Below are 23,013 nucleotides of genomic sequence, written 5' to 3'. Positions count from 1 at the left end.
GCGCCGTCTAGCGGGGCGATGTGACAGTTTCGTGTCCGGCGGCGTCAGAACAGGCTGGCGCAGGCGCGGATCACGCCAAAGGCAAAGCCGCCGCCGTGGGCGTCGGCCACCGTGCCGCACCAGCGCCCGTCGCTGCCGAACAGGCTTTTGCTGCCGCGCGGGCGATAGGCCACGCGCTTGCCGGTGACGTCGAACAGGTTCACCACGCCCGAGCCGTTCGGGGCATAATAGCCCACCACCGTCCCATCGGCGGTAAAGATCAGCCGCTTTCCGTTTTCCGGGTTTTCCGGCGCATTGCGGTAGACGTCCGAGGAATTGGCCGGGCTTGCCGCGGAATTCGCCGCCGCATGGGGCGAGTTCGCCTGCCGCGACGGCTGGTTCCGGGGCGCCCCGGGGCCAAGGTCGAAGGGCAGGCTGGACTGTTCGATCAGGAACAGCGGCGCATCGGCCAGCGCGGGACCGGCGGCAAGGGCAAGGATCAGGGCAAGGCGCATGGCGGCTCCGGGTCTTTGGCGCGATTGTGCGTCAGGCGCGCGGCAAAGGACAGTCCCGGAAGGCCCCCTGGGGCGGGGGCTCCGCCTGGGGGCGGAACCATGCCGGCGCAGGCGCGTGTGGGCCTAGACCAGCCGCTCATTCTCCATCGCCGCGCGCACGAAGCCCGCGAACAGCGGCGCCGGGGCGAAGGGCTTGGATTTCAGCTCGGGGTGGGACTGCACGCCGATGAACCAGGGGTGGTCGCGATATTCCACCACCTCGGGCAGGCGGCCGTCGGGCGACATGCCCGAGAAGCAAAGGCCCGCCTGCTCCAGCTTTTCGCGATACTTGGCGTCCACCTCGTAGCGGTGGCGGTGGCGGTCCTCGATCTCGGTCGCGCCGTCGTAGACCTGCGAGATGCGCGATCCGGGCGTCAGCACGGCGGTATAGGCCCCAAGCCGCATGGTGCCGCCCTTGTCGTCGGAAAGCTTGCGCTGGACCGTGTAATTGCCCTGCACCCATTCCTTGAGGTGATAGACGACGGGGGTGAAACGGGTCTCGCCGGCCTCGTGGTCGAACTCCTCGGACCCCGCGTCGGGCATGTCGGCCAGGTTGCGCGCGGCCTCGATCACCGCCATCTGCATGCCCAGGCAGATGCCCAGATAGGGCACCTTCTTTTCGCGCGCATAGCGGGCGGCGGCGACCATGCCTTCGGTGCCGCGTTCGCCAAAGCCGCCGGGCACGATGATGCCGTGATAGCCGTCCAGCAGATGCGCGCCCTCGCCCTCCAGCTTCTCGCTGTCGACCCAATCGGCCTTGACGCGGACGCGGTTGGCCATGCCGCCATGGGTCAGCGCCTCGGCGATGGACTTGTAGGCGTCCTCGAGCTGAGTGTACTTGCCGACCACGGCGATCCTGACCTGGCCCTCGGCGTTCTCCAGCCGGTCCATCACGTCCTCCCAGCGCGACATATCGGGGCGGGGCGCGGGGCTGATCTGGAAGGCGTCCAGCACCGCCTGGTCGAGGCCCGCGCGGTGATAGGCCAGCGGCGCCTCGTAGATCGACTTCAGATCATAGGCGGGGATCACCGCCTCGGGGCGGACATTGCAGAACAGCGCGATCTTGGCGCGTTCCTTTTCCGGGATCGGCTGTTCGGACCGGCAGACCAGCACGTCGGGCTGCAACCCGATCGAGCGCAGTTCCTTGACGCTGTGCTGCGTCGGCTTGGTCTTGAGCTCGCCCGAGGCGGCCAGATAGGGCAGCAGCGTCAGGTGCATGAAGATGCAGCGCCCGCGCGGACGGTCCTGGGCGAACTGGCGGATCGCCTCGAAGAAGGGCAACCCCTCGATGTCGCCGACCGTGCCGCCGATCTCGCACAGCATGAAATCGACCTCATCCTCGCCGATGGCCAGGAAGTCCTTGATTTCGTTCGTGACGTGCGGAATGACCTGGATGGTCTTGCCCAGGTATTCGCCGCGCCGTTCCTTTTCCAGCACGTTGGAATAGATCCGCCCGGACGAGACGCTGTCGGTCTTGCGCGCCGAAACCCCGGTGAAGCGTTCGTAATGGCCCAGGTCCAGGTCGGTCTCGGCGCCGTCGTCGGTGACGAAGACCTCGCCATGCTCGAACGGGCTCATGGTGCCGGGATCGACATTCAGATAGGGGTCCAGCTTGCGCAGTCGGACGGTATAGCCCCGCGCCTGCAGCAGCGCCCCCAGCGCCGCCGATGCCAGCCCCTTGCCAAGCGAGGAAACCACACCGCCGGTAATGAAGATATAGCGCGCCATCCGAAGGCCCCCGTGAGTCGGTCAAATAGGAAATCGCGGCCCGAATCTGGCCGGCATCACGGGGCTTGTCCTTTATCAGACCCGCCCCATGGCCGCAACGGACCGCCATGTGTCGTGATGGGGCGCAGGCGATGCGCCCCGGTTCGGTATCAGTTGGTCGTGGCCGGAGCCGGAGCAGGAGCCGGCGTCGCGGGCGTCTGGGCCGGCTCGGCCGCCGGGGCGGCGGGCGTGGCCGCGGGCGCGGGTTCGACCGGCGCGGGCGGGGTCACGGGGCCGTCTTGCGCCGGTGCCGCGGGCGTCGTCGCCGGGGCTGCCGGGGCAGGGGCCGCCGGGCTGTCGCCGGCCGGTGCGGTCGCGGCGCCGGGCGGCAGGATCGGCTGGCCCGCCGCCGGGGGCGGGGTATAGTCGCCGATGCCCGGCAGGGTCGTCGCCGGCTGGCTGTCGGCCGCGCCGCCCAGGTCCAGTTGGTCCACGATCGAGCCGCTGGAGGCGTTGCGCGCCGCGATCACCGTCAGCACCAGCGAGGTGATCAGAAAGGCGATGGCCAGGACCCAGGTGGCCTTGGACAGCGCATTGGCCGCCTGGCGGCCGGTCATGACGCCGCTGCCGCCGCCACCCCCCATGCCAAGGCCGCCGCCTTCGGACCGCTGCAGAAGCACGACCCCGATCAGCAGGACGGCTAGGATCAGATGCACGGTCAGGACGACGTTTTCCACCACGGGGCCTTTCTTTCAGCGACGCGCCTATCTAGTCACCAAGGGCAAGATTGGCAAGCGGGGGTTCCATGCCGGCGTTGATGATCCAGGGCACGGGCTCGAACGTGGGAAAGTCGCTGCTGGTGGCGGGCCTGTGCCGGGCGGCGCGCTTGCGCGGGCTGTCGGTCGCGCCGTTCAAGCCGCAGAACATGTCGAACAACGCCGCCGTGACGGCGGAGGGGGGCGAGATCGGGCGGGCCCAGGCCCTGCAGGCGCGGGCGGCGGGGCTCGAGCCCTCGGTGCACATGAACCCGGTGCTTCTGAAGCCCGAAACCGACCGCGCCGCCCAGGTCGTGGTGCAGGGACGGGCGATGGCGCGGGCGCAGGCCGCCGATTACGGCGCGCTGAGGGCCGGGCTGATGGCTGCGGTGCTGGACAGCTTCGGCCGGCTGGCGTCCGTCCACGAGCTAGTGCTGGTCGAGGGCGCGGGCAGCCCGGCCGAGGTCAACCTGCGCCCCCGCGACATCGCCAACATGGGCTTTGCCCGCGCGGCGGGCGTGCCGGTGGTGCTGGTGGGCGACATCGACCGGGGCGGGGTGATCGCCCAGATCGTCGGCACGCAGGCGGTGATCGACCCCGCCGATGCCGCGATGATCCGGGGTTTTCTGGTCAACCGCTTTCGCGGCGACCCGGCGCTGTTCGACGCCGGCCGGGCCTTCATCGCGCAGCGCACCGGCTGGCCCGACCTGGGATTGGTGCCCTGGTTTCCCGACGCTGCCCGCCTGCCGGCCGAGGATGCGGTCGACCTGCGCCGCGCGGTGGGCGCGGGCGGGCTGCACATCGCCTGCCCGATGCTGTCGCGCATCGCCAATTTCGACGACCTGGACCCGCTCGCCGCCGAGCCGGGGGTGCGGCTGACCATGGTGCCCCCGGGCCAGGCGCTGCCGGGCGACGCCGATCTGGTGATCCTGCCCGGCACCAAGTCGACGCGGGGCGACCTGGCCTTTCTGCGCCAGCAGGGCTGGGACATCGACCTTGCCGCCCATGTCCGGCGCGGCGGCCATGTGCTGGGCATCTGCGGCGGCTACCAGATGCTGGGGGCCTGGGTGCATGACCCGGACGGCCACGACGGCGACCCGGGCAGCACCCGGGGGCTGGGCCTGCTCGAGGTGGAAACCCGGATGGTCCCCGACAAGCGCCTGACCCGGGTGCAGGGCCGCGCGCTTGGCCAGCCGGTCGAGGGGTACGAGATCCACATGGGCCGCGCCCAGGGCCCCGATTGCGCCCGCCCGCTGGCCCATATCCCTGAACCCGAAGGCGCGACCAGCGCCGACGGCCGCGTTACGGGCACGCATCTGCATGGGCTGTTCGCGGGCGACGCCTTTCGCGCGGCCTGGCTGGCCCGGCTGGGCGCGCCGTCGACGCCCGGCTATGGCGCGGGGGTCGAGGCGGTGCTGGACCGCCTTGCCGCCCATCTCGAGACGCACCTGGACCTTGACCGCCTGTTCGCGCTGGCGGGCTAAGGCAGGTCGGCCAGGATGCGCTCGGCCTCGGCCTTGCAGGGGGTCAGGCGGGCGCGGTCCTCGCCCGGAAAGAACCGCGCGCGCGTGGCCGTGGGCATGGGCGCGGGTCTGGCGATGACGACGCGGGGGCCGATGCTTTCGGCTTCGGCCTGCCAACTGCGGGCCAGCGCGATCTGCGCGGCCTTGGTCGCGCCGTAGCTGCCGAAGAACTTCTGCCCGGCGCGCGGGTCGTCGAAAAACAGCGCCGTGCCCTTGCGCGCCAGCAAGAGCGGCTCGAACAGCGCGATCAGCCCGCGCACGGCGACCAGGTTCAGGTCGACCGACTTCTGGAAATCCTTGGCATCCACATGGCCCGCGGGCGACAGCGGCGCGGCATGGACTGCGCAATGCGCCCACAGGTCCAACCCCTTCCAGCGCCCGCCCACGGCCTCGGCCAGCTTGACCATCGGCTCGGGCTGGCCCACGTCCAGGGGCGCCAGCGTGGCGGTGCCACCGGCCTTGCGGATGCGGTCGTCCAGTTCCTCCAGCGCGCCCGCGGTGCGGGCCACGGCCAGGATATGCCAGCCGCGCGCCGCCAGCCCTTCGGCCAGTGCGGCGCCCAGCCCGCGCGAGGCGCCGGTGACCAGCGCGATCTTGGATGCTTCGCTCATGGCGGTGGTGTGGCACTGCGCCCGGCCTTGCGCAAGCCCCGCAATGTCGCAGCCCCAGCGGGCTTCTTTCTTGCACAAATATCCTGGGGTGAGGCCCAGCACGGGCCGAGGGGCAAAGCCCCTGAAAAGCAAACGGCCCCGGGGTTGCGCCCGGGGCCGTTTCCAACCTTGCAAGCCCGCCTCAGCGCGCCTTCACGTCCACATAGTCGCGCCGTTGCGCGCCGACATACAGCTGGCGCGGGCGGCCGATCTTGTTCTGCGGGTCGGCGATCATTTCCTTCCACTGCGAAATCCAGCCGACGGTGCGCGACAGCGCAAAGATCGGCGTGAACATCGAGGTCGGGAAGCCCATCGCTTCCAGGATGATGCCCGAATAGAAGTCGACGTTGGGATAAAGCTTCTTCGAGACGAAATACTCGTCCTCCAGCGCGATCTTCTCAAGCTCCTTGGCGACCTGCAGCGTCGGGTTGTCGTGAATGCCCAGCAGGTCCAGAACCTCGTCGGCCGATTCCTTCATCACCGTGGCGCGCGGGTCGAAGTTCTTGTAGACGCGGTGGCCGAAACCCATCAGCCGGAACGGGTCGTCCTTGTCCTTGGCGCGGGCGATGAATTCCGGGATGCGCTCGACGCTGCCGATCTCGCGCAGCATCTCCAGGCAGGCCTGGTTGGCGCCGCCATGGGCCGGGCCCCAGAGGCAGGCGATGCCCGCCGCGATGCAGGCGAAGGGGTTCGCCCCCGAGGAGCCCGCCAGCCGCACGGTCGAGGTCGAGGCGTTCTGCTCGTGGTCCGCATGAAGCGTGAAGATGCGGTCCATCGCACGCGACAGCGCCGGGTCCACCACATATTTCTCGGCCGGGACCGAAAAGCACATGTGCAGGAAGTTGCTGGCGTAATCCAGTTCGTTCTGCGGATAGACGAAGGGCTGGCCGATCGAATACTTGTAGGCCATGGCGGCGATGGTCGGCACCTTGGCGATCAGCCGGATCGCCGCGACCTCGCGCTGCCAGGGGTCGTTCACGTCGGTCGAATCGTGGTAGAAGGCCGACATGGCCCCGATCACGCCGACCATGGTGGCCATCGGATGCGCATCGCGGCGGAAACCGCGGAAGAAGTTGTGCATCTGCTCGTGAACCATGGTGTGACGGGTCACGCGCCGTTCAAAGTCGGTCATCTGCTCGGCGGTGGGCAGCTCCCCGTAAAGCAGCAGATAGCACACTTCCAGATAATGCGACTTGGCGGCCAGCTGCTCGATCGGATAGCCGCGATACCACAGCTCGCCCTTGTCGCCGTCGATATAGGTGATCGTCGAATCGCAGGACGCGGTCGAGGTGAAGCCGGGGTCATAGGTAAACACGTCCGCCTGGCCGTACAGCTTGCGGATGTCCAGGACATCCGGCCCCGCCGTAGGGCTGAGGATCGGAAGCTCGACTTCCTTTCCTTCGACAAGCAGCTTCGCGGATTTGCTCTCTGCCATTCCGTTCTCCTTTAGACCTGTCTCCGGCCTTGCCGGACGATGGGGCGCGGGCGATCAGCCCGCCTGATCCTGCAACCTGGCCAGCGTTTCCTCACGGCCAAGCGCCAACATCATATCGAATACGCTCGGGGTCGAACTGCGGCCGGCAAGGGCGGCGCGCAAGGGTGCCGCGATCTTGCCCAGACCCAGCCCGTGCGACAAGCCAATCTGCTTGGCCGCCGCCTCGAGGTCGTCGCGGTCCCAGCTAGCATGCTGCAATGCGGCAGTCAATTCTGCCAGTATACTACGGGATACCGTATCCAGCGCGGCCGCCGCCTTGTTCTCAACCGCAAGGGGGCGCGACACCAGGGCGAAATGGCCCTGCTCGAGCAGCGCGGGCAGGGTTTTCGCCTTGGCCTTCAGCGCGGGCAGGGCGGGGGCCAGGCGCGCCTTCTGCGTCTCGGTCAGGCCAGGGGCGCCGGTTTCGGCCAGATAGGCGGCGATTTCCGCCATCAGCGCGTCGTCCTCCATCCGGGCGATGTGCCAGCCGCTGACATGCTCCAGCTTCTTGAAGTCCAGCCGGGCCGGGGCCTTGCCGATTCCCGGCAGATCGAACCACGCCCTGGCCTGGTCGTCGTCGAAAAGCTCGTCGTCGCCGTGGCTCCAGCCCAGCCGCGCCAGATAGTTGCGCATCGCCGCCGCCGGATAGCCCATCGCCGCGAATTCGTGCAGGCCCACCGCGCCGTGACGCTTGGACAGCTTCTTGCCGTCCTCGCCATGGATCAGCGGGATGTGGGCAAAGACCGGCACGTCCCAGCCCATCGCCTGATAGATCTGGATCTGGCGGGCCGCGTTGGTCAGGTGATCGTCGCCCCGGATCACATGGGTCACGCCCATGTCGTGGTCGTCCACCACCACCGCATGCATGTAGGTGGGGGTCCCGTCCGAACGCAGCAGGATCATGTCGTCCAACTGGTCATTACCGAACGTCACATCGCCCTGCACCGCGTCCCGCACCACCGTCTGCCCGTCGCGGGGCGCGCGCAGGCGGATGACAAAGGGCGCGTCGGGATGGGTCGCCGGGTCCGCGTCGCGCCAGGGCGACAGGAACAGGGTCGAGCGGCCCTCGGCCTTGGCGGCGTCGCGGAACGCCTCGATCTCCTCGGCGGTCGAGAAGCATTTGTAGGCGGTGCCGTTCGCCAGCATGGCGCGGGCGACCTCGGCATGGCGGGCGCGGCCCTCGAACTGGCTGACCGGCTCGCCGTCCCAGTCGAGGCCCAGCCATTCCAGCCCCTTCAGGATCGCCGCCGTCGCCTCGGGGGTCGAGCGGGCGCGGTCGGTGTCCTCGATCCGCAGCAGGAATCGCCCATTCCGCCCACGGGCGTAAAGCCAGTTGAACAGGGCCGTCCGGGCCCCCCCGATATGCAGGTATCCGGTGGGCGAGGGGGCAAAGCGGGTCACGACAGGGCGGGAATCGGTCATTTCAGGGCCAGACAATCCAGAAAAATCAGCAGGGGGCGGACGCCGTTAAGCCTTTCGAAAGGGACGGCGTGCCAGTCTCGCCGTCAGAGATACGCAAGGCTTGGGACAAGGACAAGTTTCGGTGGCGACGGCAATGACCACGGCGGGCGGTGTGGGGGCGGCGGCACGCCCTGCCGCCGCCTCGCGGGTGACGCGCGCACCCGTCGTGATCCGCGCGGGTTTGCTGCCCTGGCTGCCGGTCTGGATGGCGCTGGGCATCGGCGCCTGGTTCGCCCTGCCGGACGAACCCGGGCCCCGCATCTATGCCGCCTGCCTGGTTCTGCTGCTGGCCGCGCCGGCGCTGGCGGCCGCGGCCCGCGCCCGGGCCGTTGCGGGCCGGCTCGACTGGGACCGCGCGGACCGGCTGCGGCTGGTCTGCCTGGCGCTGGCGACCATTGTTCTGGGTTTTGGCCTGTCCGGCCTGCGGTCCTGGTCGGTTGCGGCGCCGGTGCTGGATTTCCGCTATTATGGCCCGGTCGAGGGGCGGGTGGTCATGGTCGACCGTTCGGCCCGCGACCGGATGCGGCTGACGCTGGATCGCGTGGCGCTGGACGACGTGGCGCCCGAACGGACGCCCGAACGGGTCCGCGTCTCGCTGTTCGACGAGGGCACGTTGCCGGTGCCGGGGCAGCGCGTGATGCTGTCGGCCCATCTGGGCCCGCCGAACGGTCCGACCGAGCCGGGCGCGTTCGATTTCCGCCGCGTCGCCTGGTTCGAGCGGCTGGGCGCCATCGGCTATTCCCGCGCGCCCGTCCTGACGGTCGAACCGCCCCGTCCCGGCGGCGCCCTGGCGCTGCACCGGCTGCGCATGTCCATGGCCGAGGCCATGCGCCAGGCCATCGGTGGGCAAGAGGGCGCGGTCTCGGCCGCGCTGATGACCGGCGACCGCTCGGGGATCGAGGAGCGCACGAACGACATCATGCGGGCCTCGAACCTTTACCACATCATCTCGATCTCGGGGCTGCACATGACGATGCTGGCGGGGTTCACCTATGCCGCGCTGCGCCTCATGGGGGTGGGCCTGCAGGGCTTGGGCGCCATCCGGGGCCAGGCCATGCACAAATGGGCGGCGGGCGGGGCGCTGCTTGCCTCGGCGGTCTATCTGTGGCTTTCGGGCGGCGGGGTCGCGACCGAACGGTCGTTCATCATGGTCGCCGTGATGCTGGCCGCGATCATCGCCGACCGCAGGGCCGTGTCCCTGCGCACGGTCGCGGTCGCCGCCGTGGTGATCCTGGCGGCCGAGCCCGAGGGTCTGACCTCGGCCGGTTTCCAGATGAGCTTTGCGGCCACCGTCGCCCTGATCCTGTCCCAGGATCCCTGGAACCGGCACGCGCCCGCGATGCCCTGGTGGCTGCGCCCGGCGGCGATGCTGCTGCTGTCCTCGCTGGTGGCGAGCCTGGCGACGACTCCCTTCGCGGCGGCGCATTTCGGACGGATGACGCAATACGGGATGCTGGCGAACCTGCTGGTCGTGCCGGTGGTCGGCATGGTCGTCATGCCCGCGGGCGTGATCGCGGCGGTGCTGGCGCCCCTCGGCCTAGCGCAGCCGGCGCTGTGGTTCATGGGGCTGGGGACGCGCTGGATGCTGATCGTGGCCGACTGGGTCGCGGGCTTCAACGGCGCCGTCACGGTCCTGCCCGCCCCGCCCACGCTGGTCGTGCCGCTGATGGGGCTGGGCGCCTGCCTGGTGATCCTGGCCCCGGTTTCGCCGATGGCCGGGGGCGGCCTGGTGCGGCTGCGGCGGCTGGCGGGGGGCCTGATCCTGCTGCTGGCGCTGGTCGTGTGGCTGCGCCACGAACGCCCGCTGGTCCTGGTCTCGGGCGACGGCGACGCGGTCGGTGTGATGACCCCCTCGGGTCGGGCGCTGTCAAAGCCCAAGGGGGGCGCCTTTGCCGCCGCCGAGTGGCTCGAGGCGGATGGCGATCAGGCCGACCAGGCATCGGCTGCCGCCCGCCCGTTCTGGAGCGGCGCGGCCTTTGCCCGCAGCGCGACAGTGCACCTGCCCGGAACCGACGTCGCGCTGCATCACCTGACCGGCAAGCGGGCGGCGGGCCTGGCCGCGGACCTGTGCCGCGCCGGCGCGGTGATCGTGTCGGACCAGGACCTGCGCGCCGCCCTGGGCCGGCGTCCCGCCTGCCGGCTCATGGACCGGGGGGCGCTGCGCCGCACCGGCGCCCTGGCGATCGAGAGGGCGCCGACCGGATACCGCATCGTCACCACGGCCGAGCGTGCCGGCCGCCGCGCCTGGACCGGCGGCCCCCACCCCCTCAAGGGACACTGAGCCATGTATACCCTGGTCGGCCGCTCGCTCGAAAGCTTCCTGCGCAGTTCCTATGGCGATGCCTTCTGGCAGGACCTCGTGCAGGGCGCGCTGCCCGAACGGGCGTCGCGCCCGCTGCTGGTCCACACCTCGCCGCAGGAAACCCGGCGCCTGGTGTTTCTGGCATCGCGCCGCCTGGGCAAGCCCGTCGCCGAAATCGCCGAGGACCTGGGCGCCTGGGTCGTCCGGCTCGAGGGGGTGCGCCGGCTGCTTCGCTTCAGCGGGCCGAACTTTGTCGAGTTCATCCGCTCGCTCGAGGAATTGCCGGGCCGCGCCCTGCTGGTCCTGCCGCATTTTCCGCTGCCCGAACTGAGCGTGGTGTCGGAAGGGGCCGAGGACTACGAGATCTATGTCTCGCACCGGCCGCGCGGCTGGATCTGGGCGATTGCGGGCATGCTGCGCGGCATGGCCGACGATTACGGCACGCTTGCGCTGATCGCGGTTGCGGGAAACCGCATCACGTTGCGGGTGGTGCTTGAGGAACATGCCGCCGGCCGGCCCTTTGCGCTGTCGGCCGAATAGGGCGAGATAGGACAAGGGCGATGGGCGACACCGATCTGGACGGCCTTGGGGCGCTGCTGCCGATGCACCTGCTTGTGGCCGAGGGGGGCGCGATCCGTTCGGCCGGATCGACGCTGGCCAAGCTGATCGGCGGGCACGACCGGTTCGAAACCTGCCTGGCCCCGGTGCATCTGCACGGCATGCCCGAGGGGTTCGCCCATCTTGCGCCGCGCATCCGGGCCGGCCAGCGGCTGACGCTGCGGCTGCGGGACCATCCGGCCATCCTGCTGCGCGGCCATGGCGTGCCCTGGGGCGGCGGCTTTCTGATGAACCTGGGCTTCGGCATCACCCTGGCCCAGGCGATCCGCAGCTTTTCGCTGACCGACGCCGATTTCGCCCCGGCCGATCTGGCGATGGAGTTCCTGTTCCTGCACGAGGCGAACCAGGCGGTGCTGGCGGAACTGGGCCGCGCGAACCGTCGCCTCGAGGCGGCGTTCGAGGCGGCCGAGACCCGGTCGATGACCGATCCCCTGACCGGGCTGCTGAACCGCAGGGGGTTCGAACTGGCACTGCAGGCGGCCTGGCGCAACGCGGGTGCGGTGCCCTTTGCCCTGGCGCAGCTGGACCTGGACTTCTTCAAGCAGGTCAACGACATCCACGGCCATGCGGCAGGCGACGACGTGCTGCGGCACGTCGCCCAGATCCTGCGCACCGAAACGCGCTCTGCCGACCGGGTCGCCCGGACCGGCGGGGACGAATTTCTGCTGCTGCTGATGCGTCCGGGCGGGGCCGAGCAGCTGCTGGGTCTGTCGCGCCGCATCATCCGCCGGATCGAGGAGCCGATCCCCGCCGGAGATGCGCTCTGCCGCGTCTCGGCCAGCCTGGGCTTCGTCCGTTCGGCCGAGCACGCCCTTTCCGACCCGGACGCGATGCTGGCCGCCGCCGACGCCGCCCTTTACGAGGCCAAGCGCGCCGGCCGCGGCATGGCCCGCGCCGCGTCGCCGGGATAGGTGTGGCGGGCCGCGCGGTGAGGGGGCGGCCATGCTGTGCCACCGCAACTTACGACGCCAAGCGGGCCAGCCGGGGCACGTGCCGCATCGCGTCGCCCGGGTAGGGTTGGCAGGCCGTGCGGGAAGCGAACGGCCATGCTTTGCCACCGCAACCGGGTCTGAAGCCGTCCTGCGGTCTGGGACTGGTCGCGGCTGTCCAAGCTGCGGGACTGGCCGGAACCCTGAAGGGCCGGACCATGCTGAGAGAGTCTTGGGCCAGACAGAGGAAATCCTGCAGGCACAGATCACCCCCGGCAGCAAGGCCATCCAGGGCCCAAGCATTCCACGCTTGAAGCAGGCCCTCAGCCGGATCGCTGCCTTGCAGGCCGGCCCGTGTCATCGCATCTCTGGTGGGCCGAGGCTGTGTCAAAACTCAAAATCCTCGGGTCTGGCGAGCACTATTTCCGCCAAGTGGCGCTTCAGGCAAAGTTGAGCAGAACTTTCTCACGTTGATCCGACATCAGGAGAACAATGTTCCGATTCTCTGGCCGCCTGACCGAGTTTTTACACAGTCTCGGCCGTCTCCGATCGTTTCGATGCGGCTGCGCTTGGTCTTCCTTGCCGGCGCTACTGGTCAACCGCACCCTCCCCGTAACACTCCATGCCGCTCGCCCGCCGCGCATTCGACCGCGAAACGCCGGCGGGCCGTGCCTCTATGCGCAGCATGAGTCCGCGGACGACGGAAAAGATGCCGACCGCCGTCACCCGGCCCGCATGGTCACGGGCTGGCCAGCGCCTCGACCGGGCTGAGCCTGGCGGCTCGGATCGCGGGCACCAGGCCGAAGCCCGCGCCCATCAGCGTGGCGCCGGCCAGCGCCCCCAGCGCGACCGTGACCGAAAACACCACCGGCATGCCAAAGCCCCAGGCCGCGACCGCGCCGACGCCGCCGGCGAGCGCCAGGCCGGCGATGCCGCCAAGCGTCGACAGCACCACCGCCTCGGTCAGGAACTGGGTCAGGATGTCGCGCATCGAGGCGCCGGTCGCGGCGCGGATGCCGATCTCGCGCGTGCGCTCGCGCACGGTGATGAACATGATGTTCATGACGCCGATGCCGCCCACGAAGATGGAAATCGCCGCGATGGCGCCCAGCAGCAGGTTCTGCGCGGCGCGGTCGGCCTCGGCTTGGCGAAAGGCGCCGGCGGCGTCGGTCAGCCAGAAATCCTCGGCGCCGTGGCGCTGGATCATCACCTCGCGCAAGAGTGCGTTGGTTTCCGCCAGCCGCGCCATGTCATGCAGCGCGACGACGATCACCGACAACTCGTCCGGGCCATAGACCCGGCTTTCCAGGCTGCTGAGCGGCATGACGACCAGCCGGTCGCGGTCGCTGCCGTTCTCGCTCAGCCCCTTGGCTTGCAGCACGCCGCCGACCAGAAAGGGCGACAGGTTGACCATGACGAATTCGCCGGTCGGGTCGCGCCCGTCGGGAAACAGGGTGCGCGCCACGGTGGCGCCCAGCAGCACCACCGGGCTGCCCGAGCGTTCGTCCTGCCGGGTGAAGAAGCTGCCCCGCGCCACGTCCCAGCCGTGCACGCCGCGAAAGTCCCGGTCGGTGCCCAGCACGTCGGTTTCGACCGAGATGGGTCCCGCGCTGACCGCCGCCTGCTCCCAGCGGCCGGGCATGACGCCTTCGACGTTCGGCAGCCCCTTCAGCGCCTGCGCATCGCCCGGCGTCAGCGGCCGGCGCGGCATGCGCGTGTCCTGGTCCGCGCTGACGACGACCCAGTTCGTGCCGATGGCCGAAGCGCGTTCGATGAACTCCTCCTGCGCGCCGCGGCCGATGGCGAGCATGGCCACGACCGAGGCGACGCCGATCACGATGCCCGACAGCGTCAGCGCCGTGCGCACCGGGCTTGCGGCGATAGCGGCCAGGGCCGCGCGGCCGGCCTCATGCAGGGCGGGCAGGAAGGCCGCGCGGCGATGGCGGGGCGCCGGCAGCGCCGGGCCGGGGTCCTGCGCAGGGACCGGGCCGCTGTCGGCGGTGATCCGTCCCTCGCCGATGCGGATCACCCGGTTGGCGCGGGCGGCGATGTCCGGGTCATGGGTGATGAGGATCACGGTATGGCCCTCTGCCGCCAGATCGGTCAGCAGCCGCATCACCTGCCGGCCGCTTTCGGCATCGAGCGCGCCGGTCGGCTCATCCGCCAGGATCACCGAGCCGCCGTTCATCAGCGCCCGCGCGATGGAGACCCGCTGCTGCTGGCCCCCGGACATCTGCGCCGGCCGGGCGTGCAGCCGATGCCCAAGGCCCAGCCGCTTCAGCAGCGCCGCTGCCCGGTCGCGCCGGGCCGCGCGGCTTGCGCCGGTGTGGCTGGCGGGCAGCTCGACATTCTCCAGCGCCGACAGGGTCGGGATCAGGTTGTATTGCTGAAAGACGAAGCCGAACAGCCGGTTGCGCAGGCCCGCCTGGGCGTCGCGCGACAGGCTCGCCACGTCCTGCCCGGCCAGATGATGGCTGCCCGCCGTCGGCCGGTCCAGAAGGCCCAGAATGTTCATCAGCGTGGATTTGCCCGACCCCGAGGTGCCCACGATGGCCACGAATTCCCCGGCATGGATGTCAAGGTCGATGCCGCGCAGCACATGCGTCCGCACCGCGCCCTCGCCAAAGACGCGGTGCAGACCGCGGATGCGGATCAGCGGCTCGGTCATGGCGCAAGCCGCAGCAGCGGGTCGTCCTTGGCCGCGCGGATGCCGGTGACGACCTGCTCGCCCTCGGCAAGACCCAGGGTCACCTCGACGAAGGCGCGGGTGCGCATGCCGGTCTCGACCCGTCGCGCCTCGACCCGGCCCGAGGCGTCCTGCACCCGGACGCGGCCACCCTCCAGCGCCGAGACCGGCACGGTCAGCACCTGCGCGGCGCTTTCGGTGACGAAGAAGGCCTGCGCGGTCATGCCGGGCAAGAGTGCGCCGCCCGCGTTCTGAACATCGAAAAGCGCGACATAGGTGACGACGGCGCTTTCGGCCTCGCCCTCTTTCCGGACCGGGGGCGCCGGCAGCACCTGGCGCAGAGCGGCGCGGAAGCGGCGGTCGGGAAAGCCCAGGGTGGTGAACCAGACCGGCATGCCCGGGGTCAGCTGCACCACGTCCGCCTCGGACACGTCGCTGCGCACGGTCATGGTCGAGAGGTCGGCGATGCGCAGCAGCACCGGCGTGTCGTAATTGGCGTTCAGCGTCTGGCCCTCGCGCGCCTCGACCGCCACCACGGTGCCGTCCATGGGCGAGGTGATGCGCGAACGCGCGAGCTGCGCCTCCTCGGCGCGCAACTCGGCGCGGCTGCGGCGGATGGTGGCGTCCAGCGCCTCGACCCGGGCGCGCAGCACGTCGCGGTCGCGCTCGGATTCTTCCAGCGTTTCCTGGCTGGCGCTGCGCCCGACCAGCGAGCCGCGCCGCCCGGCCTGACGCTCGGCAAAGCCCAGCTGCGCCTGCAGCTCGGTCCGCTCGGCGGCCAGGCGCGCCAGTTCCGCCTGCAGCCCCTCGACCTGGGCGGCCTGCACCTCGGCGTCAATTTCGGCCAGAAGCTGGCCGGCGCGGACCCGGTCGCCGGGCTGGACCAGCAGCCGGCGCAACTGCCCCGAGACCTGGGCGCCGACATCGACTGCGGCCTTGGGCTCGATCCGGCCGCTGGCGGTGACGGCGTTTTCCAGGTCGCGGCGGGTAACGGGGGCGGTGTCATAGGCGACGGGCGGCGGTGGCGACCACAGCCAGCCACCGGCGGCAACGGCCACGGCCGCCAGCAGCACCGCGGCCAGCGTCCGCCTGCGCCGCGAGGGGGCAGGCTCGGGCATCGTCAGGGGCGGGGGCAGCGCACCGTCGGTCGGGGCGTGGGTGTTCATGGCCGCCCCCCGCAGATGACGGCAGGGCGAGACGAGGCGGAAAGGAACAAGCCTGAAATCCTTCGCAAAAGGCAATGGGGCGACCTGGCGGCCTGCGGCGCCGTCCATGACGGGCCGCCGCACAGGGGCCGCCGGGCCTGCCCGTGCAAAGCCGGATGGGCAGACGGCAGCGCAGGGCCCGCCATCGCCGGTCTGGCCTAGAACTGGCCGCGCAGGGTCAGGGTGGCGTTCCTGGGTTCGCCATACCAGCTGCCGCCGTTCGGCACGCCCAGCGTGGCATAATATGTCTTGTCGAAGACGTTGTTCACGTTCAGCGCCAGGTTCCAGCGGTCGTCGATCTGATAGTTCACATAGGCGTCCCAAACCGCATAGCCGCCCTGCTTGATCTCGAAGCGGGGCTGATCCCAGTGATCGCCCGCCCAGGACCAATAGGTGCCGGTGTTGGCATGCTTGCTTTTCACCGTCACACCGCCGCCCACGGTCCATTTCGACAGCTCGCCCGGCAGGGTGTAGTCGGTCCACAGCTTGAGCATGTGCCTGGGCGTCAGCGCGCTGTAGATCGCGTCCTCGTTCTCGTTCTTGTTGTGGTTCCAGGTATAGCCGGCAAAGACCTGCCAGCCCGGTGCCATCTCGCCCGAGACCTCAAGGTCCAGCCCTTGGCTGACGACCTTGCCCAGCGGCAGGTAGAAGGTGCCGTCCTCGTCGTCATAGCGCGTGTCCTCGACCGCCTCGCCCTTGCGTTCGATGCGATAGAGCGCGGCCGAGACGTTCAGCGCGCCGTCGAGCATCGTGCCCTTCGCCCCAAGCTCGAAGTTGCGGCCGGTGATCGGGTCCAGCAGGGTCGGGTTCTCGGGCGGGCCGGCCTTGTTGTTTTGCGGCCTGTAGATCTCGGTCAGGCTGGCATAGGCGGTCCAGTCCGGCGTCACGTCATAGGTGACGGCCGCATAGGGCGTGAAGATGCCGTCCGCGCGCCAGCGATAGCGGTTGTTGTAAAAGGTAAGGTTTCCGTCCTCGTCGTATTTTTCTTCGATCTCGCGGTGCTTGTAATTGCCGTAGCGGCCGCCGACGATGATATGGGCCTTGTCCGTCACCTCCATGTCCAGCCGGGCATAGATCCCCTGCTGCTTGGCGCCGAAGGCCGGCCAGCCCGTGGTCGCGCCGGTCAGCACCGGGGCCGGCAGGTCCAGCCCGGGGAAATCGTCCACCGTCAGCGCACCGTCGGGAAAGGCGGTCACAAAGCCGTTGCGGATCTGCTTGCCATCGCTGCGCCGCCAGTCGGCGCCGGCGGTCAGCTTGTAGTCCCGGCCCCAGGCGTTGAACCGGCCGCTGATATTCAGGTCCACGCCATCGGAATGGTTGCCCGCATCTTCCGAGAACGCGTCGGGATCGCCAAAGACGCCGGTCGCCGGATCGACCGGCCCGCCCACGGAAAGCTGCATGTAGTCATAGTCGAAGCGCTGCCGCATGGCGCTAAGCTTCAGCGTCCAGTCGTCGTTGAAGCGGTGCTCGGCGCTGAGATAGAACTCGCGCGTGGTGGTGTCGCGCTTGGCCCAGTCGGCGGTCAGCGCCACGTCGCGCGGCAGGTCCAACTGGCTGCCGTCGGTATAGGTCGGCAGGCCGGTCGACCATCGCGTGCCGTATTGGTGCTGATAGCTGATCGCGGCGCTGATCGTGGTCGAGGGCGTCAGGTCGTATTCCAGGATGCCGTAAAGAAGCTGCTTTTCCTCATTCGAGGGAGAGTAGAAATAGTCGCGGTCCTGCCAGACCCCGATCATCCGGCCGCGCAACCGGCCGTCCGGGGTGATCGGGCCGCCGATGTCGGCCTCGACACGGCGGTTGTTCCAGCTGCCATAGGCCAGCGCAACCGAGGAGCGCCGCGTGTCCGTCGGCCGCTTGCGCACCAGGTTGATGGTGCCGCCGGGGTCGCCCGCGGCGGAAAACAGCCCCTCGGCGCCGCGCAGCACCTCGAGCCGGTCATAGATCGCCATGTCGAAATCCGGCCGGAAGGTCGAGGTATAGGAAGTGCCCAGGTTGTCGATCTGGTAGTTGTCGATGACGAAGCCGCGCGAGCGGAACTCGGGGTTGCCCGATGCGTCGGTGGTGGCGACGACGCCGGGCGCCTTGACCAGCGCCTCGGACATCATGGTCAGGTTCTGGTCCTTCAGCACCGCGCCGGTCATGACGGTGACGGTCTGCGGCAGTTCCTTCAGCGATTCGACGCCCCCGGCGATGCTGGCCGCATCCGTGCTGTAGCGGCCGGTGCCCTCGGTCGTGGCGCCGCCGGCGCGCAAGGTCACCGCATCCAGCACGACCGAGCCGTCGGCGGCCGGCACGGCGCTGCCGGCGGGCTGCGGCGTGACCAGGACATAGCTGTCCGGCCCCGCCTGCTGCAGCCGCAGGCCGCTGCCGGCCAGCAGGACCGCAAAGCCCTGTTCGACCGTATAGCTGCCGCTGATCCCGGCGCTTTGCCGTCCAGCCAGGCCCGAGGGCTGATAGACCAGCTGCACGCCCGAGGCGGCGGCATAGCGGGCCAGCACGTCGCTAAGCCGCCCGGGCCCGATGGCATAGTCCCTGGTCTGGGCAAGGGCCGGGGCGGCGAGCACCGCGCCAAGCGCGGTGCCCAGCAGCAGCGCGCGGCTTGTGGCCAGGCCGGTGGATAGGGCAAGCGCGCGCGCGGCGGCAGCCGGCGCGCAGATCAGGTGATTCATGCTGCTTCGTCCTGTTTTCGGTTGGATCGGCGGCTGGCTGGATCGCGCGGTGGCTGGCCCCTGCCCTGTTCACCGGACGAGCGGCGAAAACTGATCACCCCGGACGAAAAAAATCAGCCGCGCGGCTCGACCACCACCCACCAGGGCGTGCGGCGCACCACCCGCACCGGCAGGGTGCGGGCCAGAAGCGCCAGCCCGGCATCGGTATCGGCCAGAGAGATCGCGCCCGAGACGCGGATGCCGGAAACGCGCGGATCGCAGCGCAGGACGCCGCGGCGATAGCGGGCCATTTCGGCCAGAACCTGCGCCAGCGGCATATCCTGCGCCAGCAGCATCCCCTGTTCCCAGATCGCGGCGCTGTCATCGGTCGGCACGGCCGGCGCAACGCCTTCGGCCGCGAACTCTGCCTGCTGCCCGGCAACCAGCCGGCGGGCGGCGCCCCGGGCGGGCCGGATCTCGACCGCATCGCGGAACACGGCGACGCGCACACGGCCGTCCATCTCGCGTACGCTGAACCGGGTGCCGAGCGCCAGGACATCGCCCTGGGTCGTCCCGACCAGCAGGGGCCGCGCCACCGGGGCGGGGTCGGGGCGGGTGGTGACCAGGATCTCGCCGCTGCGCAGGTCGATGCGCCGGGCCGCCTGGGTGAAGGCGATGTCGGCGGCGCTGTCGGTGTTCAGCACCAGTTCGGAGGCATCGGGCAGGGTCATCGCCTTGCGCTGGCCCACGGCGGTCGCCACATCCGCGCCCCATTTGTTCCAGGGCTGCTGCCAGGCCAGGGTCCCGGCGGCGCCTGCCGCGGCAAGCCCCGCCATCAGCATCAGGGTCCGGCGCCGATCGGGCTGCGGATCGCCCTGGCCCAGCACCTGCCGGCCAAGCCCGGCGGGCAGGCTTTCGAACCTGTCGAAGACCGCCTGCGCCCGCGCCCAGGCCGCCGCGTGATCGGGCCCCCGCGCCAGCCAGTCGCGAAAGGCGGCGTGTTCAGAGGGGCCGGGGTCGTCATAGCGCAGGCGCAGCGCCCAGTCGGCCGCCTGTTCCAGCAACTCACGCGGCGGCTCTGCCATCTCAGGCCAGGTCCATGCAGGCCAGAAGCGCCCGGCGGATGTGCCGGCGCACGGTGATGACCGGCACATGCACCCGGTCCGAGATCTGCTGCAGCGTCAGCCCGTCCAGCTGCGCCAGCAGAAACACCTCGCGCGTCAGCGGCGGCAGCCTGGCCAGCATGGCGTCGATCCGGGAGAGCGTCTCGATCACGATCAGCCGCTCCTCGGCGGCCGGCGCCTCGGCGGGCGGCAGATGCGCAAGCATCTCAAGGTAGGCGCGCTCGACCCGCTTGCGGCGCCAATGGTCGACCAGCAGCCCCTTGGCGATATGGGTCAGAAGCGCGCGCGGCCGCTCTCCCAGACGGTCGGTGCGGCGCTGCATGACCAGCAGGCGCAGGAAGGTGTCCTGCGCCAGATCGGTGGCCTCGCCGCTGTCGCCCATCTTGCCGCGCAGCCAGCCCTGCAGCCAGCCATGGTGATCGGCATAAAGCGACCCGAGATCGCATTCCGGGTTCCTGCTGGTCACCGCCCTGTTCCCGTACATCCATATCGACGTTTATCGAAACAGTTCCTTACTAGATTACATTGGTATTTCTATTACCCGCTGCGCGCAGCCGGGGCGAGGCCGCGAATTGTGCGGATCGCTGTCGATTTCATGTCACAGTTCGCGGGCTGGAGTCGGCTGCCGGATCGGCTCGGGCTTTTCCGCCCCGGCCCTCAGCCCGTGCGGCACAGCGCCAGCCAGCGGCGGATGGCGACCAGGGCCTCGGGCTCGTCGAGGAAGGGGACATGGCCGCGGCCGGGCAATTCGGCGCGGATCAGGTCCGGGCGGCGGGCCTGCATCGCATCCGCCGTGGCCCGCGCCAGCACGTCTGAATTGGCGCCCCGGATCAGCGCCAGCGGAATCCCCGCGCAGGCGTCGAACAGCGGCCACAGTTCGGGCAGCGGCGCCGCCATGGCGCGGTCAAAGCCGATGCGCAGGGCCGGGTCATAGGGCAGGGCCAGCCCGTCCGGCGTCTGGACGTAGTGCCGGACCGCCTCCTCCTCCCATCGCAGGGGCGGGACGTTCTGGAAACCCGGATTGGCGGCGGCCATCCGGTCGGCGGCCTCGGCCAGGGTCGCGACGGCGGGCTTGACGCCCATATAGGTGCCGATCCGCATCAGCCCGTCGCGCTGAAGCACCGGGCCGACATCGTTGAAGCAAAGGCCCGCCACCCGCTCGGGCGCCAGCGCCACCATGCTCATGCCCAGAAGGCCGCCGCGCGACGAGCCGATCACCGCCGCCCGCCCGATCCTCAGATGATCCAGCAACGCCAGCGCGTCGCGCGCCTCTTGCGCCACCGTATAGGTTTCGGGGTCCGCCCGGTCCGAGCCGCCCCGGCCGCGGCTGTCCAGACGGATCAGGCGCACATCGGGCAGATGCCGCGCCAGATAGTCGAAATCGCGCCCGTCCCGCGTCAGCCCGGCCAGCGCCAGCAGCACCTTGCCCATACCATCGTCGCGATAGGCCAGGCGCGTGCCGTCGGCGGCGGAAAAGCGTGCCTTGCCCACGGCCCCCGCCCGCGTCAGGCCGTATAGTCGGCGAAACCCTTGCCGGTCCTGCGCCCCAGCCAGCCCGCATGGACCATCTGCTTCAGCAGCGGGCTGGGACGGTATTTCGGGTCGTCGGACCCGTCATACAGCGTTTCCATGATGTCGAGCACGATATCCAGCCCGATCAGGTCGCCCAGCGCCAGCGGTCCCATCGGATGGTTGGCGCCCAGCTTCATCATGCTGTCGATGTCCTCGGGCGACCGGATAGCCTGCGGCCGCAAAGCATTGCGCGATGCCGTTGCCCATGGTTCCGGCGCCGATGACGCCGATGCGTTCGATCTTCATGGTCTGTCCTTTCGGCCTTAATGCGCGGTCCAGCCGCCATCGACTGGGATCGCGGTCCCGGTGATTTCCAAGGCGACCGGGGCGCCGTTGTCGGCCTCGCTGCCCATGCGCAGGGCCTCGATCCCGGTCGGGTCGCCCAGGCCGATGCCCGAGGTCGGGCCGGTGACGATGGCGCAGGCGACCAGCCGCCGCACCGCCCCGGCCGAGATCAGCTTGCCGATGCCGCGTTCAGGCAGGGCGGTGTCGTTGGCGATGACCGTCGGGTCGCGCGCGCCGCGTCCGACCAGCGCGTCGATCAGCCGTTCGGGGCCGCCCTCGCCCATGAAGCCGCCGATCAGCAGGCTGGCGCCGTCGGGGATCAGCGCGGCCGCGTCGGCGGGTTTCAGCGCGCCCTTCATGCCCGGGTTCCCTCGGTGATGCCGGCGGCGGCGCGGGCGGCGCGGGCGATGACCAGATCCTCGCGCGTGTTCACGATCATCACCGTGGTGCGCGAGAACTCGGACGACAGGATGGTCGCGTTCTCGGCATTGCGGCCGTGGTCGATCTCGATCCCCATCCAGCCCAGTCGTTCGCAGACGCGGCGGCGGATGACGCGGCTGTTCTCGCCGATGCCGCCGCAAAAGACCAGCGCATCGACCCCGCCCATGACCGCCGCCAGAGCGTCCAGTTCGCGCTGCACGCGGAACACGAAATAGTCGATGGCGCGGTGGCTGGCGGCGTTGTCGGCCGCCTCCAGCGTGCGCATGTCGTTCGACAGTCCCCGCAGGCCGGATTCATTGTAAAGAACCTGCCGGATCTGGGCGGTGTCCATCCCCTCGCGGTCCAGCATGTAAAGCAGCACGCCGGGGTCGATCTGGCCGCAGCGCGTGCCCATCGGCAGCCCGTCCAGCGCAGAAAAACCCATGGACGAGGCGACCGACTTGCCCTTGTAGATCGCGCACATCGACGCGCCATTGCCCAGATGCGCCACGACCACGCGCCCCGCCATCAGATGCGGCGCGATGCGTTCCAGCTCGCCCGTCACATAGTCATAGCTGAGACCGTGGAAGCCATAGCGGCGCACGCCCGCCTCGTAATAGCGGTGCGGGATCGCGAAAGTGTCGTTCACGAACGGCTGGCCGCGATGGAATGCGGTGTCGAAACACGCCACCTGCGGCACGCCGGGGAAGGCCGCCATGGCGGCGCGGATCCCGGCGATGTTGTGGGGCTGGTGCAGGGGCGCGAACGGCTCAAGCTCGGACAGCTTGCGCAGGATGTTCTCATCGACCAGCACGGGTTGCGAAAAGTCCAGGCCGCCGTGCACGACGCGGTGGCCGACGGCGGCCATGGTCAGGTCGGGAAAGGCCTGCTTGACCGTGGCGATCACGACGGCCAGCGCGCCTGCGTGGCTGGTCAGGTCGCCCTCGGCCAGGGGCAGCGCATTGCCCTCGGCATCCCTGAGCTTCATCGTGCCCTCGGGGCCGATGCGTTCGGCCTGTCCGGTCACCAGGGGCTCGTCGCCCGTGGCCGGGAACAGTGCCACCTTGAGCGAGGACGACCCCGCGTTCAGCGCCAGGAAACCGGCATTCTGGTCCATGGAA

18 protein-coding genes and 1 pseudogene are annotated in these 23,013 nt (G+C 69.8%); 4 read left to right on the top strand and 15 right to left on the bottom strand.

Annotated elements, in window-relative coordinates; all coding sequences use genetic code 11:
- Nucleotides 1-44: 44 nt before the first annotated feature.
- The 3 genes from BU28_RS0100985 to secG all read right to left on the bottom strand — a co-directional run bounded on the left by BU28_RS0100985 (nucleotide 45) and on the right by secG (nucleotide 2,977).
- Nucleotides 45-494 carry a hypothetical protein gene (locus tag BU28_RS0100985; RefSeq protein ID WP_028717781.1) on the bottom strand — a complete coding sequence of 150 codons (450 nt, stop codon included), beginning with the start codon at nucleotides 492-494 and terminating at the stop codon, nucleotides 45-47.
- 123 nt (nucleotides 495-617) lie between these two features.
- Nucleotides 618-2,261 (bottom strand): CTP synthase, encoded by a 1,644-nt coding sequence (gene pyrG / locus BU28_RS0100980; RefSeq protein ID WP_028717780.1) that lies wholly within the window; start codon nucleotides 2,259-2,261, stop codon nucleotides 618-620.
- Between the two features lie 149 nt (nucleotides 2,262-2,410).
- A complete protein-coding gene (gene secG, locus BU28_RS0100975; protein ID WP_028717779.1) occupies nucleotides 2,411-2,977 on the bottom strand; it encodes a preprotein translocase subunit SecG in 567 nt (188 codons plus the stop codon).
- A gap of 68 nt (nucleotides 2,978-3,045) precedes the next feature.
- Between secG and BU28_RS0100970 the strand changes: the two genes are divergently transcribed.
- A complete protein-coding gene (locus tag BU28_RS0100970) occupies nucleotides 3,046-4,479 on the top strand; it encodes a cobyric acid synthase (RefSeq protein WP_028717778.1) in 1,434 nt (477 codons plus the stop codon).
- On the opposite strand, the gene BU28_RS0100965 is transcribed toward BU28_RS0100970, so the two are convergent.
- The 3 genes from BU28_RS0100965 to gltX all read right to left on the bottom strand — a co-directional run bounded on the left by BU28_RS0100965 (nucleotide 4,476) and on the right by gltX (nucleotide 8,064).
- Nucleotides 4,476-5,129: an SDR family NAD(P)-dependent oxidoreductase gene (locus BU28_RS0100965; protein ID WP_028717777.1), complete on the bottom strand. Its 654-nt coding sequence runs from the start codon at nucleotides 5,127-5,129 to the stop codon at nucleotides 4,476-4,478. The two genes, BU28_RS0100970 and BU28_RS0100965, sit on opposite strands and share 4 nt — an antisense overlap.
- Before the next feature lie 181 nt (nucleotides 5,130-5,310).
- On the bottom strand, nucleotides 5,311-6,603 hold the full coding sequence (gene gltA / locus BU28_RS0100960; RefSeq protein ID WP_028717776.1) for a citrate synthase: 1,293 nt from the start codon (nucleotides 6,601-6,603) through the stop codon (nucleotides 5,311-5,313).
- A gap of 54 nt (nucleotides 6,604-6,657) precedes the next feature.
- Nucleotides 6,658-8,064, bottom strand: coding sequence for a glutamate--tRNA ligase (gltX, locus tag BU28_RS0100955; RefSeq protein WP_028717775.1), 1,407 nt, complete (start codon nucleotides 8,062-8,064; stop codon nucleotides 6,658-6,660).
- A gap of 121 nt (nucleotides 8,065-8,185) precedes the next feature.
- Between gltX and BU28_RS0100950 the strand changes: the two genes are divergently transcribed.
- From BU28_RS0100950 to BU28_RS0100940, 3 genes are read left to right on the top strand one after another with little or no spacing between them, the layout of a single operon-like run.
- Nucleotides 8,186-10,384 carry a ComEC/Rec2 family competence protein gene (locus BU28_RS0100950; RefSeq protein ID WP_233144978.1) on the top strand — a complete coding sequence of 733 codons (2,199 nt, stop codon included), beginning with the start codon at nucleotides 8,186-8,188 and terminating at the stop codon, nucleotides 10,382-10,384.
- Nucleotides 10,385-10,387: 3 nt separating this feature from the next.
- Entirely contained in the window at nucleotides 10,388-10,945 is a 558-nt protein-coding gene (locus BU28_RS0100945) for a heme NO-binding domain-containing protein (RefSeq protein WP_028717773.1), read from the top strand.
- A gap of 20 nt (nucleotides 10,946-10,965) precedes the next feature.
- The gene (locus BU28_RS0100940) at nucleotides 10,966-11,934 is read left to right on the top strand and encodes a GGDEF domain-containing protein (protein ID WP_028717772.1); all 969 of its coding nucleotides are present in this window, start codon (nucleotides 10,966-10,968) and stop codon (nucleotides 11,932-11,934) included.
- Between the two features lie 757 nt (nucleotides 11,935-12,691).
- Here BU28_RS0100940 and BU28_RS0100935 read toward each other — a convergent pair.
- The 9 genes and pseudogenes from BU28_RS0100935 to BU28_RS21720 form a co-directional block, all read right to left on the bottom strand.
- Nucleotides 12,692-14,620 (bottom strand): MacB family efflux pump subunit, encoded by a 1,929-nt coding sequence (locus tag BU28_RS0100935; protein ID WP_028717771.1) that lies wholly within the window; start codon nucleotides 14,618-14,620, stop codon nucleotides 12,692-12,694.
- On the bottom strand, nucleotides 14,617-15,804 hold the full coding sequence (locus tag BU28_RS0100930; RefSeq protein WP_028717770.1) for an efflux RND transporter periplasmic adaptor subunit: 1,188 nt from the start codon (nucleotides 15,802-15,804) through the stop codon (nucleotides 14,617-14,619). The genes BU28_RS0100935 and BU28_RS0100930 overlap by 4 nt, the downstream gene beginning before the upstream one ends.
- A gap of 197 nt (nucleotides 15,805-16,001) precedes the next feature.
- Complete coding sequence (locus BU28_RS0100925) at nucleotides 16,002-18,512, bottom strand: TonB-dependent siderophore receptor (protein ID WP_028717769.1); 2,511 nt, start codon at nucleotides 18,510-18,512, stop codon at nucleotides 16,002-16,004.
- A gap of 113 nt (nucleotides 18,513-18,625) precedes the next feature.
- Entirely contained in the window at nucleotides 18,626-19,576 is a 951-nt protein-coding gene (locus BU28_RS0100920; protein WP_028717768.1) for a FecR domain-containing protein, read from the bottom strand.
- A gap of 1 nt (nucleotide 19,577) precedes the next feature.
- Complete coding sequence (locus BU28_RS0100915) at nucleotides 19,578-20,081, bottom strand: sigma-70 family RNA polymerase sigma factor (RefSeq protein WP_028717767.1); 504 nt, start codon at nucleotides 20,079-20,081, stop codon at nucleotides 19,578-19,580.
- Nucleotides 20,082-20,272: 191 nt separating this feature from the next.
- Nucleotides 20,273-21,046 (bottom strand): alpha/beta fold hydrolase, encoded by a 774-nt coding sequence (locus BU28_RS0100910; protein WP_051577675.1) that lies wholly within the window; start codon nucleotides 21,044-21,046, stop codon nucleotides 20,273-20,275.
- Nucleotides 21,047-21,120: 74 nt separating this feature from the next.
- Nucleotides 21,121-21,348 (bottom strand): annotated as a pseudogene (locus tag BU28_RS25195) (3-hydroxyacyl-CoA dehydrogenase family protein); the annotation flags it as partial.
- A gap of 102 nt (nucleotides 21,349-21,450) precedes the next feature.
- Nucleotides 21,451-21,831 (bottom strand): CoA-transferase, encoded by a 381-nt coding sequence (locus tag BU28_RS24435; RefSeq protein WP_081791243.1) that lies wholly within the window; start codon nucleotides 21,829-21,831, stop codon nucleotides 21,451-21,453.
- The gene (locus BU28_RS21720) at nucleotides 21,828-23,009 is read right to left on the bottom strand and encodes an acetate/propionate family kinase (RefSeq protein WP_036761729.1); all 1,182 of its coding nucleotides are present in this window, start codon (nucleotides 23,007-23,009) and stop codon (nucleotides 21,828-21,830) included. Before BU28_RS21720 ends, BU28_RS24435 begins: the two co-directional genes overlap by 4 nt.
- Nucleotides 23,010-23,013: the final 4 nt, after the last annotated feature.

The sequence above is a fragment of the Paracoccus yeei ATCC BAA-599 genome (assembly GCF_000622145.1).
GTDB classification, from domain to species: Bacteria; Pseudomonadota; Alphaproteobacteria; order Rhodobacterales; family Rhodobacteraceae; genus Paracoccus; species Paracoccus yeei.
Note: the sequence above shows the minus strand (reverse complement) of the source record. Positions and strands in the feature narration are given on the sequence as shown.